Origin of the sequence: Paenibacillus sp. TAB_01 (assembly GCF_043945595.1) — a bacterium.
Lineage (GTDB): Bacteria > Bacillota > Bacilli > Paenibacillales > NBRC-103111 > Paenibacillus_S.
On sequence record NZ_JBIFNP010000001.1, the window covers coordinates 5,448,959 to 5,461,306 of the forward strand.

General features: G+C 55.5%; 12 protein-coding genes, 2 pseudogenes and 1 riboswitch. All 14 genes and pseudogenes read right to left on the reverse strand.

Annotated features, from left to right (window positions below; translation table 11 throughout):
* Positions 1-190: 190 nt before the first annotated feature.
* Entirely contained in the window at positions 191-1,015 is an 825-nt protein-coding gene (gene cobS, locus ACHHV8_RS26565; RefSeq protein ID WP_395162377.1) for an adenosylcobinamide-GDP ribazoletransferase, read from the reverse strand.
* Positions 988-1,974 (reverse strand): adenosylcobinamide-phosphate synthase CbiB, encoded by a 987-nt coding sequence (gene cbiB, locus ACHHV8_RS26570; protein WP_395162378.1) that lies wholly within the window; start codon positions 1,972-1,974, stop codon positions 988-990. Before cbiB ends, cobS begins: the two co-directional genes overlap by 28 nt.
* A gap of 24 nt (positions 1,975-1,998) precedes the next feature.
* On the reverse strand, positions 1,999-2,496 hold the full coding sequence (locus tag ACHHV8_RS26575) for a bifunctional adenosylcobinamide kinase/adenosylcobinamide-phosphate guanylyltransferase (protein WP_395162379.1): 498 nt from the start codon (positions 2,494-2,496) through the stop codon (positions 1,999-2,001).
* On the reverse strand, positions 2,442-2,723 hold the full coding sequence (locus ACHHV8_RS26580; protein ID WP_395162380.1) for a bifunctional adenosylcobinamide kinase/adenosylcobinamide-phosphate guanylyltransferase: 282 nt from the start codon (positions 2,721-2,723) through the stop codon (positions 2,442-2,444). Before ACHHV8_RS26580 ends, ACHHV8_RS26575 begins: the two co-directional genes overlap by 55 nt.
* 535 nt (positions 2,724-3,258) lie before the next feature.
* A complete protein-coding gene (gene cobT / locus ACHHV8_RS26585; protein WP_395162381.1) occupies positions 3,259-4,317 on the reverse strand; it encodes a nicotinate-nucleotide--dimethylbenzimidazole phosphoribosyltransferase in 1,059 nt (352 codons plus the stop codon).
* 91 nt (positions 4,318-4,408) lie between these two features.
* The gene (locus ACHHV8_RS26590) at positions 4,409-5,200 is read right to left on the reverse strand and encodes an ABC transporter ATP-binding protein (RefSeq protein ID WP_395163638.1); all 792 of its coding nucleotides are present in this window, start codon (positions 5,198-5,200) and stop codon (positions 4,409-4,411) included.
* A gap of 120 nt (positions 5,201-5,320) precedes the next feature.
* Complete coding sequence (locus ACHHV8_RS26595; RefSeq protein ID WP_395162382.1) at positions 5,321-6,355, reverse strand: FecCD family ABC transporter permease; 1,035 nt, start codon at positions 6,353-6,355, stop codon at positions 5,321-5,323.
* A pseudogene (locus ACHHV8_RS26600) lies at positions 6,356-7,406 on the reverse strand (ABC transporter substrate-binding protein).
* Between the two features lie 158 nt (positions 7,407-7,564).
* Positions 7,565-7,764, reverse strand: a riboswitch (cobalamin riboswitch).
* A gap of 25 nt (positions 7,765-7,789) precedes the next feature.
* Positions 7,790-8,314 carry a hypothetical protein gene (locus ACHHV8_RS26605; protein WP_395162383.1) on the reverse strand — a complete coding sequence of 175 codons (525 nt, stop codon included), beginning with the start codon at positions 8,312-8,314 and terminating at the stop codon, positions 7,790-7,792.
* Between the two features lie 91 nt (positions 8,315-8,405).
* Positions 8,406-8,672 (reverse strand): aspartyl-phosphate phosphatase Spo0E family protein, encoded by a 267-nt coding sequence (locus ACHHV8_RS26610; RefSeq protein WP_395162384.1) that lies wholly within the window; start codon positions 8,670-8,672, stop codon positions 8,406-8,408.
* 128 nt (positions 8,673-8,800) lie between these two features.
* On the reverse strand, positions 8,801-10,000 hold the full coding sequence (locus ACHHV8_RS26615; RefSeq protein ID WP_395162385.1) for an aminotransferase class I/II-fold pyridoxal phosphate-dependent enzyme: 1,200 nt from the start codon (positions 9,998-10,000) through the stop codon (positions 8,801-8,803).
* 14 nt (positions 10,001-10,014) lie between these two features.
* Positions 10,015-10,506 carry an Lrp/AsnC family transcriptional regulator gene (locus ACHHV8_RS26620; protein ID WP_395162386.1) on the reverse strand — a complete coding sequence of 164 codons (492 nt, stop codon included), beginning with the start codon at positions 10,504-10,506 and terminating at the stop codon, positions 10,015-10,017.
* 286 nt (positions 10,507-10,792) lie between these two features.
* Complete coding sequence (locus tag ACHHV8_RS26625; RefSeq protein ID WP_395162387.1) at positions 10,793-11,077, reverse strand: hypothetical protein; 285 nt, start codon at positions 11,075-11,077, stop codon at positions 10,793-10,795.
* Positions 11,078-11,369: 292 nt separating this feature from the next.
* A pseudogene (gene cysK / locus ACHHV8_RS26630) lies at positions 11,370-12,306 on the reverse strand (cysteine synthase A).
* Positions 12,307-12,348: the final 42 nt, after the last annotated feature.

Sequence of the window (12,348 nt, forward strand, 5' to 3'; positions counted from 1 at the left end):
CTCCTCCCCACCTGAAACTTTCTTATGTATACAACCGCGAACGCTTCACAACGCTCCGGTTCCGTTTCTCCTGTATCGCATCGCTTTGCCCGAATACAGCGAGCGCTGCTCTTCCTGTTTAGCCCCAGTGCTCCTTGCCTTGCTCTGTCTTGCGCTTCCTAACCTAACGGTAAACCAACCCAAGCCGTCGTCATAATACCGTATAGATAATAAGCAGCAGCGCCGTCTCGGCGATTTCATTCAACGCACCGTAGGTGTCCCCGGTCAAGCCGCCCAGCTTGCGGTGAAAATAAGCGCTTAAGCACCATCCAACCAGTAAAGCGCCTCCTGCCGAAGCTCCGATGAGCCCCAGCCCGTGAAGAGACAGCAGAGATACGCCCGAGCCTGAAATCAAAAGCGCAGACAGCAGCAGCCCCAGCACCGTATGGATAAATAAATGCCTCCAGCCCAGCCCGCGGAAAAAAGCCCCAAGGCCTTGGCCTTCCCCTGAAGCCCCCTGTCTCGCATATGGCCATCGCGCAATGGCCACGACCATAAACCAGCGGCTCCACAGCGTCGCCAAGGGCAGCAGCCAGACGCTCTCCCCGGAAAGCGGGAGCCATTGCTGAAGCAGCGTCCATTTGATGAGCAGCAGCAGCACACAGGCCACAACCCCCATCGCGCCGACGCGGCTGTCCTTCATAATCTCCAGCATTTGCTCTCGGGAACGGTGACTGAGTATGCCGTCTGCGGTATCCATCAGCCCGTCCAAATGAAGGGCGCCGGTCATGGCCACCCACAGCAGGAGCATCAGAGCTGCTGCAGCAGCAGGCGGCAGAAAGCTTTGCAGCAGCAAGCCGCCCAAGCTAAGCAGAAGACCCAATACCGCTCCCACAAGCGGATAAAACACGACACTGCGGCGAAACATCGCATGGTCGTACTGCAGCGTAACCGGCACCGGCAGCCGGGTGAGAAACTGGAAGGCCGCCGCGCAGGCCGCCAATCCTTTTACCATAAAGTCCAGCAAATTGCGCATGCCAATCCTCCTGCAACGATAAAACTAACCGTATACAACAGCCGAACCGTACTCCGAATATCCTCCCGACGGCGTTCACGCAGCGGCCACCCCATCCGCGCCCGCTCGCTTGTGCATCCATGATACACGTTGACGCCACCCAGCTCGATTCCGAGCGCTCCCGCTACCGCCGCTTCGGGAATGCCGCTGTTCGGACTCGGATGCAGTCTTGCAAAGCGCAGCACCGATCTCAGCGTCCGGCTTGCAGAGCTGCCCGGCTGCAGAGCCGCTGCACCGATCAGCAGCAGGCCCGTCAGGCGGGCCGGCACCCAGTTCATCACATCGTCCCAGCGGGCCGAGGCCCAGCCGAAGTACAGGTACTTGTCATTTTTGTAGCCGACCATCGAGTCCAGCGTATTCGCAGCCCGGTACAGCATCGCCAGCGGGGCCGCACCCAGCAGCGCATAAAACAGCGGAGAAATGACGGCATCCACCGTATTCTCCGCCACCGTTTCCACGGTAGCCCGCGTAATCTCGGACTCGTCCAGGCCGGAGGTCGTTCTGCCGACGATGTAGCCGACGTAAGTACGCGCCTGTTCCAAATCGCCCTGCTCGAGCGGCCGCACGACTCGGACCGCCGCATCCTTCAGCCCTTTAATAGCAAGCGTTGTGGAAATAAACCAGGTATTGACCGCATAACCGAGCCAGGGATGAATACACTGTGCCACCCAGAGCAGCAGCCACATCATTCCCATCGATAAGGCCAGTGTCGCTGTGGTCAAAACGATTCCCCGCATACGATCTGCAGCCGGGGTTCCCGGCTGACCCGATTTGCCGCGCAGGAAAGATTCGAACCAGCCGATCCACTGCCCGATCCGAATGACCGGATGCGTCGGCCAACGCGGGTCTCCGATACATAAATCTATTATAATAGCAGCTAGCAGCATCCATGCGATTTCATTCCATGAATAGAACAGCAACGTAAATCCCACCTATCTCAAGCGTCAATCCCCGAGCCCGGCTCCTTGACCGCTCCACCGGAATTGAAGGCTTTTCAGCTCCAGCGGAATGCCGGAAGTAACCAGGAAAACCTGCTCGGCCTCGCAGGCCAACCGCTGGTTCATCCATCCGGAGACATCGCGGAACTGGCGGCCGAGCTTATACTCTGGCACCAGTCCGTATCCCACTTCGTTGGTGACCAGCAGTAAATGGCGCCCTGAATCCGTATACTGCCTGCAGGCGGCCGTCAATTCTTCGATTTTGTCCATCAGCCGTTTTTCCACATCCGCTTCCTGCTCCCAGCGCAGCAGCCAATTCGTCAGCCATAGCGTCAAACAATCGACCAGCACGACAGCATCGCTGTCTGTCATGGAAGCTCCGATGCTTTCCAATACCTGCATCTCGGTCTGAAAGTTTCCGCTCGGCTCCGAGGAGGGCTGTTCGGCCGTTATAGCCGCCGTTTCCCGGGATTCCGGCGCATCGGCGAACGGCCTGTACCCCAAAGCGATAAAACCTGCGCCAGCTCAAAGGGCTCCTCTACCGTACTCCAGCGAAAAGATCTATCTTCACGGTGACGGCGGTGAAGGCCGATTCGCTCCCGCATCTCGTCATCATAGGCTTGCGCCGTCGCAATATATGCCCCTTGGGACCCAAGCCGAGCGGCATAACGCTCCGCAAAGGAGCTCTTGCCGCTTCTGGCGCCGCCAGTAATGAGTATTAGCACTTTCATGCCTCCTTTCTTCTTTTTCTATTTTTCTAAATGGAAGATTTCCAACGAGCCACATATAAAATATTCCAATTCAACGCTGCTTCCATGACCATGACCCGAAACCGTAAGCGGCAGCGTTTCTTCCCGTTCGTTCGGAATGAAAACTTCTTGCGATTGTCATATTCACATTTTATGAAAGTGAACCATTCTGAGACGCTAAAATGGAAAGCGCCTGCCGCAAGCCGCTGCAGACGCTCCTTTCCTGCTCGAAGCGCTATGTACTTTCTTTGTTTACATGATCGTGATGTGCCGCAGACATGCCTGGGTGTCTTTATGTTCATACCTGCTATGCTGCATCCGCGCCTAGGCATCCTTTATATTCTATCTGCCTTACTACATATGCACCTAGGCGCTCTCTATGCTCATACCTATCTGCTCCATCTGCATATAGACGCTCTCTATGCACATGCGTGCCTAGACATTCGCTATGTTCTACCTATCTTGCCGCATCCGGCCAGGCACTCTCAATGTCATTCCTGCCATGATGCATCCGTGCCTAAGCATCCAATGCCTTGCTGATGCCGGCATTCGCAAATGTGGCCATCTCCCGCATAATTTTTACCGCCGCTTCGATGAGCGGAAAAGCGAGCACGGCGCCTGTCCCTTCCCCAAGCCGCATATCCATGCGCAGCATCGGGGAGATACCGACCGCCTCAAGCAGCAGGGCATGCCCCTGCTCCTGCGACAGGTGCGAGGCGATCATGTAGGATGCGCTGTGCGGAGCAATCCGGCTCGCCAGCAGCGCTGCCGCGGAGGAAATGAACCCGTCGATGACGACGGGGCAGCGGTTCAGCGCGGCGCCGAGAATGACGCCCGTCAAGCCGGCGATTTCCAGCCCGCCTACCTTCGCCAGCACATCGAGGGGCCGGCCCGCATCGGGACGGTTCCGCTCAATGGCGCGCTCAATGACCGCCTGCTTATGCCGCAGACGGTCATCGTCGATTCCCGTCCCGCGTCCGACGGTAATGCCGACCTCCGTCCCCGTCAGTACGGCGAGAATAGCCGAGCTTGGCGTCGTATTGCCTATCCCCATTTCCCCTGTGGCAAAAAGCGAATAGCCTTGATCTACAAGCTCTTGAACGACCTGTACGCCGACCAGAATGGCATCAACCGCCTCATGCTCGGTCATGGCGGGCTCAACGGCCATGTTGCGCGTTCCTTTGCGTATCTTGCGCGAAACCAGCTGCGGATGCTCCAAATCGGCATTGACGCCGATATCCACGCATACGACTTCCGCTCCCGTATGGCGCGCCAATACGTTTACCGCAGCTCCGCCGTTCAAGAAATTCAGCACCATCTGCGGTGTCACTTCCGCAGGAAAAGCGCTGACTCCCTCCTCGCAAACGCCGTGATCCCCGGCCATCACGATGACTGCTTTTTTGCCCGGCTCCGGTATCGTCTTACCGCTCATGCCGGCCAGCTGGCGGGCTACCTCTTCAAGCTTCCCGAGGCTTCCCGGCGGCTTGGTCAACGAATCCAGATGACGGCCTGCCGCCTCTGCTGCTCCTTGATCAAGCGGTTGAATCTCCGATACGATTTGCTCCAACGATTTCATCCTTACTTATCCCCTCTCCTGCCATGACGCAAGCCTTATCCATAAAAACGATACATGAAAAATATCATATCCAATCGAAACATTTCAGAGCTTACTCCGTCAGCGGACGCTTCGCCTGAAGCAGCAGCTGCGGAACCCCGGAAACCGGGTGCTCCAGCACAATGGGCATTGTCCCGTATACCCGCTCCAGCAGATCGGCCCGGATCACTTCATCCGGAGTTCCGGTCCCTTCCACGGCTCCGCCGTTAAGCAGCAGCAGACGCCCGCAATACTGCGCCGCCAAATTCAAATCATGCAGCACCGCGATGACCGTCAGCCCCGATTCCTGCTGCCACTGCCGGATCCATTCCATCATCTGCACCTGGTATCCGATATCCAGATACGTCGTCGGCTCGTCAAGCAGCAGAACGCTGGGCTCCTGCGCCATCACCTTGCCCAGGGCAACCCGCTGCCGTTCCCCTCCGCTGAGCAGGCTGACGCTCCGGTGCTGCAGCTCCTCGAGCTGAAGCCGCTCGACAATCCCGTCGATCAGCGCCTCCGTACGGCTCCGTCCCTCGTCCCCAAGCCAATTCTGAAACGGAAAGCGGCCCATCTCGATCACCTCGCGAACGGTGAAATCGAGCGGAGGCAGCGCATCCTGCTGGAGCACCGCCATCCAGCGCGCGAGCGGCTTGCGAGGGTACCGGTGGGCCGGCTTGCCCTCCAGCAGCACAACGCCCTTCGTCGGCTTCATTACGCCCGACAGCAGCTTCAGCAGCGTCGACTTGCCGCTGCCGTTCGGGCCGATAATGCCGAAGCACTCGCCTGCGGCCACGGAGAAACTGACCCCGTTCAACACCGGACCTGTCGAGTAGACCAGGCTTAAGCTGTCCGCATGAATCAATGCCTGTTCCAACGGCTGCCTTCCTCCTTTCTCCCGCTTCGCGGAACCACCCGGTTGAGATCTGGGACACCCTTGCATATTTGCCGGTTCCCGGGCCTCCACCCTCCGCCATGCGGCACTTTAACCGGCCGTTTTCTTCTGCCGTCTTAATAAGTAGGCAAAGAACGGCGCCCCGAGCAGCGCCGTGACGACCCCGAGCGGAATCTCCATCGGGCTCAGCACGGTACGCGCCAGCGTATCGGCCCACAGTACGTACAGCGCCCCTCCAAGCAAAGAAAGAGGCAGCAGCAGCCGGTAATCCGCTCCTATCATCAAACGCAGCAAGTGAGGCACGATAAGCCCTACAAAGGCGACGACACCTGACACGGACACCGCAGCAGCCGTCACCAGCGTTGCGGCTATCAGCACGACCAGCTTTGTCCTCTCCACGTGTACACCCAGATGTGCCGCCTGCCGCTCGCCCAAAGCGAACAAGTTCATCGAGCGGCCATAGCCGAGCAGAATCAGCGCCCCGACAGCCAAATACGGCAGCATCACGCCGGAATACGCCCAGCCCCGGAGCGCTAAACTGCCCATCAGCCAGAAGACGATCTCATTGACGACCTGCTTCGACATAGCCACCATCAGAGACACGAAGGAGCCGAGGAAAGCCTGCATCACGACACCGGATAAAATCACCGTTTCCCGCTGCAGCTTGCCGTCCGAACGGGCCAGCGCGATGACAATGACCAGCGAGATACCGCCCGTCACAAAAGCCACTACAGGCACCGACCAAGAGCCGAGCAATGCGAACTGCAGCCCGGTCAGAATCAAAAAGGACGCCCCCACCGCGGCTCCAGACGAAACGCCGAGCGTATAAGGGCTCGCCAGCGGGTTGCGCAGCACCCCCTGGAAGGCGGCTCCGGCGATGCCGAGCGAAGCGCCGACACAGATTGCAAGCACGACGCGCGGCAGCCGCACGCGCCATATAATTTGATCCGCCGATGCCTGCCAATCCGGTGTCACATACCCGTGAATCCATGGCACATGATGGGCCAGAATTCCCCATACCTGCAGCAGGGGCAGCCGTACCGTACCGATCGATAAACTGAACGAAGCCGACAGCAGCAGGAGAAGGCAGCCGGCTCCGCCCCATAAACAGAGCTTCCGTCTCATCTACTTCACCAGCTCGGGATAGATTCCTTTAGCGACCTCCAGTAAGCCCTGTGTAATCCGCCGGTCCCGGACGGCTGATCAAATTTTGATCCAGCCCGACCAGCCGGTTGTTTTTAATCGCATCGATGCCCGCCCAGCTGCTGCGCTCCCTAATGATTTGATCCATCGTTTTTTTGGATTTCTCATCAATTAAATTATTCGGGTATAAAATGACTTGGGGATTGTCGGCAATGATTTGCTCCTCATTCATTTGGGCAAAGCCCTTCACATTGGAAGCGACATTGATCCCTCCGGAGAGCGTGATCAGCTCGTCCATAAACTCTCCCTTGCCGACCGTCCAGCCCGGCGAAAATTCAATCAGCACCCGCTTTTTCTGCTCCGGCTTCAAATCCTTCACGGCATCGGTCACCTTCTGCAGGTCGGCCTTCATGCCGGCAACGAGCTTCTCCGCCTGCTCCTGCTTGTCGAACAGCTGCCCGAAGATCAGGATGTTGTTCATTACATCCTCCACCGTCTTCGGATCTACCTTGAACACATTCACCTGAAGGCTGCGCAGCTTATCCACTACCGGCACAGGCAGCGACACGCCGGACAGCACGACGTCCGCATTCGCGGCAATCAACGCTTCCTCGTTCGGCTTGACGATGCTCCCCATCTTCGGCTTGCCTGCCGCCTCCGCAGGATAATCGTCGTAATCGGAGACGCCGACAACTTTGTCTCCCAGCCCTAGAGCAAACAGCGTTTCCGTCTCGCTCGGCGATACCGAAACGATGCGCGCCGGAGCTTTAGCGAACGTGAACTCTTGTCCCGTCGCATCCTTGACTTTAAAAGGATACACTGTCGCCTTGGCTCCGGCGGACGCCCCCGTCCCCGCTTGCCCACCTGTATTGGCGCCTGCGCCCGCTTTAGGGGGATCGGCCAAATCGCCCGCTCCCGGCGTTTTCGGCTTCTCGCCGCAGCCTGCAAGACTCCATGCCAGCGTCAGCCCCAGAAGCGCCGCAGCCCCTTTACGCAGCCACCGCTTCCCTGTTGTTTCCCGTGTTGCCTTCATTATTCCGCACTCCTATCGATCATGGTTTGCCAAACAAAAAAACCTTCGTTCCTTTTCGGCGAAAAGAAACCAAGGGCATAACGACCTCCAATGGCCGTCCTGCCTGAACAGACAGAGCAACCATTGGCTCGCGACGCTCCTTTTTCCTCGAAAGGGGACAGTCTTCGTTCGTACAGGCAGGTCTCCTGACTTATGGGGAGCTGCAGACTTCCTCGCCTTCCCGCTGAAGTAAGAGCAGTGGCTTCCTGAGGGTCATCCCCAATAACAGTGGCGGGACCGTGCCGGATTCGTACCGGCTTCCCTTTTAACTTGAATCGCATCTCGTATGCGAATAAGCACCTGTTCGATGTATGAAATGAGACAAGCCGCCCGAGCGGCTCAGTCTATTTTTGCGCGATCACTTTGATCACTTGCATGACTTTATCCTGATTCTTCGCGTTTGCCGGAACGAAGGCGACCAGGTCCTTGCCGTTCAGCTTCAATTCCGTAAACCATTTGGTCTGCTCCAGCGGAATGCCGTACAAATGCTTTTCCGTCTTTCCGTCCACCGGAAGCTCCAGCACGCCTGATGGGAAGTCCTCCTGCTTCGCAATGTTGTCGAGGCTGACGTATCCTCCCTGCTTGCCTATCACATTGAACTGCTCCGCCGGAACGATGATAATCCCGTTATCTCCTGCAGCTATTTCCACAATCAGCTTTTCCATAGAGAACACAGGTACGGTCAATACGCTCACCGTCGGCGCCTGCCCTACCTTCGCTTGGAGCGCGGCCTGCAGCTTATCTCCTACTTCGTTAGGTACCCCGTTCTGCCCCATCATAAAAATAGGCACGTCCGCTTTCGGGTCATTCCCGCAGCCGGCCAGCGCCAGCATCAACAGCATGAAGATCAGCAGCCATTTCCCTCTCATAGTCCCTCTCCTATCTGATGAAAAACACTATACTATCAGCCACCATCATATCATAAGTGAGAGCGCTCTTTCAAAAAAAAGAAGAACCGCATTAACGGTTCCTCTTGTTACGGTTCATATATTCATTGATCTTCAAGTCAAGCATCATGCTGATCTCCACAACTTCAGAAGAGGTTAAGCTTTTGTCTATCTGGACCCGCTTTTCTAATTCCATTCGCAATTGATAAATCTCTTCTTCTAAAGATAAGGCAGAAGATGATTGCTTCTTTTTCCCAAAAATCCACTTGGCCTGTTGATCCTTCTCGCGAACCCAACCCATATTCAAATACTGCCGAAGCTGATATTCCGGAAAAGCCATTTGTCATCCCTCCTTAACCACGTATCTTTAGACAAGATCGTTTCATAGAAATAAAAATTCATGAAATATTTCTTTACTATAAAGATACCAGCTTTTTCCGAGGTTGCAAATGACTACTTTTGTCGAATTTACAGTTTTTGTATAAATTTACCGATCCGTTCGATCGCCTCGATCAATTGAGTGACGGAAGTCGCGTAGGAACAGCGTACAAAGCCTTCTCCACCCAGCCCGAACACGTTGCCCGGCACTGCCGCAACCTTCGCTTCATACAGCAGCCGTTGAGCAAATTCCTCCGAGGTGAGCCCTGTGGAAGCAATCGAAGGAAACGCATAAAATGCGCCTTGAGGCTCGTGGCAGGTTAAGCCGATTTCACGGAAGCCCTGAACGACCAGCCGCCGACGTTGGTTGTATGACTCGACCATGTGGTCCTTTTCTTCCAGTCCGTTCTTCAAAGCTTCCAGTGCCGCAACCTGTCCCATGGCCGGAGCGCACATCACAGTGTACTGGTGAATCTTGAGCATAGCGGAGATCAGGTCACGATGACCGCAGGCATAACCCATGCGCCAGCCGGTCATAGCGAATGCTTTGGAAAAACCGCTGACCAGAATCGTCCGATCCTTCATGCCCGGCAGCGAGGCGAAGCTCACGTGCTTCTGCTCATAAGTCAGCTCCGCATAAATTTCGTCGGAAATGACGATAAGATCGTGCTCTTCGACGATCTTCGCAATCGGCAGCCAGTCTTCATAGGTCATAATGCCGCCGGTCGGGTTGCTCGGATAGCACAGAATCAGGATTTTGGACTTCGGCGTCAAGCTTGCCTTTAACGATTCCGGCGTCAGCTTGAAGTTGTCCTTCGCGAACGTTTCGATCCCTACGGGAATGCCGCCGCCGATCTTCGTAATAGGCGAGTAGGAGATATAGCAAGGCTCCGGTATCAAGATTTCATCGCCGGGCACGATGAGCGCGCGCAGCGCCAAATCGATCGCTTCGCTGCCGCCGACGGTTACTAATATTTCATCGGAGGGCTCATACGGGACGTGAAACGAGTCATACAAGTACTCGCCAATCGCTTCTCTCAATTCCGGCAAACCGGCATTCGGCGTATACTTCGTGTTGCCGCGCTCGAGCGAGTACACACAAGCTTCGCGCACATGCCATGGCGTGCTGAAATCGGGTTCGCCTACGCCCAGCGAAATAATATCCTTGCTGCCGCTGACAAGGTCAAAAAATTTGCGGATTCCGGATGGCGGAATCTCCCGGACCAGCGGGGCCAGATAGTCGGACATCGACTTGTTTGTTGGACTTTGCTTTTCGGTCTGATTCATCATGAACTCATCGTCCTTCACGGCGAGATTAGCATACGGCGGTCATCTTCATGATCTTCGAAGGTGATGCCGTCCTGCTTATATTTTTTCAAAATAAAATTGGTTTTGGTCGATAACACGCGGTCAAGCGGCGACAATTTGTTCGAGACGAACGATGCCACTTCCTTCAGCGTCTTCCCTTCGATCTCAACGAGCAGGTCATACGCGCCGGACATCAGGTAAACGGACTTTACTTCCGGATATAAGTAAATGCGCTCCGCAATCGCGTCGAATCCGCGGCCGCGCTCTGGTGTAATCTGAACTTCGATTAAGGCGGTTACCTTCTCATCGTCTACCTTGGCCCAATTGACGACCGTCGCGTATTTCACGATGACGTGCGCGTCTTCAAGATCCTTGATCGCTTCGGCAACCTCTGCCTCGGAGGCGCCGAGCATCGTCGCGATTAACGCTGGCGATCTTCTCGCGTCTTCCTTCAGCAGGTCGATAATGCGCAATTTGAACTGTTCCATTGTCGGTTGATCCTCCTAAGAGTTTGCTTAAGCAAACTTTCTTTATAACATTTGCCGGGTTTGCGCAGCAAACTTTCCCGTTAGCATGAGCATGAATGAAGCATAAGCTTAAGTGTGCGCTCATACTCGGGAAATAATTAAATTATTACTCCATATTACACCCAACAACTGACTTTTTGCAAAGCAAAATTGCAGGAGCTTGGGCTCGCATAACAAAAGCCCGGGGAATGCTCTCCCCAGGCTCTACGCTCGCATTTTATTTAAACGTTTATCTATACCAAACGAATTATATACGATGAACGGACAAGAGCTTTCGCATGTAATCCTCGATTTCTCTTCCCCGGTACGGATCCAACACCTTAATATCGCAGCCGCCCGCCGCTTCGTCACCGGAGGCTACCCGTCCGAGACCGACAAGCTTGCCTTGATCGTACGCCGCAATCACATAAGGACTGCTGCAGTAGACTTCATACTGAAGCGCCGCATCCGTTCCCCGCCCCTCCTTCATGCAAGAAAGCATTTGTTCAAACGCGTCTTGAGTCGGAGCCACATTGTCCAGTGCGATTTTCATCCCTTAGATCACCTTCCATTAGTTATCTTCTTGATATTTATAATTATACACATATATGAATAAATATTCAACACCATTTTAAATGAGCTTGTCCCCTTCACAATAAATTCAAGTAAAACAAAAAAAGCCCTCCCTATAGGGAAGGACCACTGAAAATCACCGCCGCGAGCAGGAATCCTTTTTCGTTCATGAACGATTCCGTGCCCTACCCGTTTTCAGCGGCCTCCGATACTATAGAGAGGCGCTTTTTTTCAATACAACGATTGTATGACAAGGCTGTTGACCAGGTTCATCAGCCGCCGAAAATCCCCATGCTCAAATAACGTTCGCCCGTATCCGGGGCGATGCAGAGCACCCGCTTGCCTTTGCCCAGCTTTTTGGCTACCTGCAGCGCGGTTCGATACGGACGCCCCGGACGAAGGCCTGACCAGAATGCCTTCGCGGCTGGCCAGCTCCTGCGTCGTGCGCAGCGCGTCCTCGTCCGTCACCTGGACGATTTCGTCATACACGCCGGTATTAAGAATCGCCGGCACAAAGCCCGGGCTGGTGCCTACCAGCTTATGCGGGCCCGGCTTCCCGCCGGAAAGCACCGGGGAGCCCTGCGGCTCCACCACATAAATCCGGATGCCGGGGATTTTGTCGCGAAGCACCTCGCCCGTCCCCGTAATCGTTCCGCCAGTCCCGGAAGTAGCTACGAACGCATCGAGCCTGCCATCCATTTGCTCAACGATCTCAAGCGCTGTTGTCACACGGTGAATGTCCGGATTCGCCTTGTTCTCAAACTGCTGCGGAATAAAGCTGCCCGGTATTTGCTCCCTCAGCTCCAATGCCTTCTTGATTGCCCCGGGCATCCGCTGCGCCGCAGGCGTCAGCACGACATCGGCGCCGTACGCTTTTAAAATATTGATGCGTTCCTTCGTCATATTATCCGGCATCACCAGGATCGCTTTGTAGCCTTTGGCGGCGGCGTTCATAGCCAGTCCGATGCCCGTATTGCCGCTCGTCGGCTCAATAATAGTCGCCCCAGGCTTCAGGATACCGTCCTGTTCCGCCTGGGCGATCAAATTAAATGCCGCACGGTCCTTCACGCTGCCGCTCGGGTTGAAATATTCCAGCTTAACGTATACTTCCGCATCGTTTTCCCGGGTCATTCTTCTGATTCTAACCGCCGGCGTATCGCCGATCAGCTCCGTGACGCTGTCCACCATGAGTCTGCTTTTGTTCGTCATCCTTGTCGCGCTCCTTCCAAGCCTTTCCTGCCGGTCGTTATC

Coding starts and splice junctions, on each gene's coding strand:
- ACHHV8_RS26595 (WP_395162382.1), bottom strand. CDS start 6,355: ATGAGACGGAAGCTCTGTTTATGGGGCGGAGCCGGCTGCCTTCTCCTG.
- ACHHV8_RS26610 (WP_395162384.1), bottom strand. CDS start 8,672: ATGGCTTTTCCGGAATATCAGCTTCGGCAGTATTTGAATATGGGTTGG.
- cobS (WP_395162377.1), bottom strand. CDS start 1,015: ATGCGCAATTTGCTGGACTTTATGGTAAAAGGATTGGCGGCCTGCGCG.
- ACHHV8_RS26605 (WP_395162383.1), bottom strand. CDS start 8,314: ATGAGAGGGAAATGGCTGCTGATCTTCATGCTGTTGATGCTGGCGCTG.
- ACHHV8_RS26615 (WP_395162385.1), bottom strand. CDS start 10,000: ATGATGAATCAGACCGAAAAGCAAAGTCCAACAAACAAGTCGATGTCC.
- ACHHV8_RS26580 (WP_395162380.1), bottom strand. CDS start 2,723: ATGAAAGTGCTAATACTCATTACTGGCGGCGCCAGAAGCGGCAAGAGC.
- cobT (WP_395162381.1), bottom strand. CDS start 4,317: ATGAAATCGTTGGAGCAAATCGTATCGGAGATTCAACCGCTTGATCAA.
- ACHHV8_RS26625 (WP_395162387.1), bottom strand. CDS start 11,077: ATGAAAATCGCACTGGACAATGTGGCTCCGACTCAAGACGCGTTTGAA.
- ACHHV8_RS26620 (WP_395162386.1), bottom strand. CDS start 10,506: ATGGAACAGTTCAAATTGCGCATTATCGACCTGCTGAAGGAAGACGCG.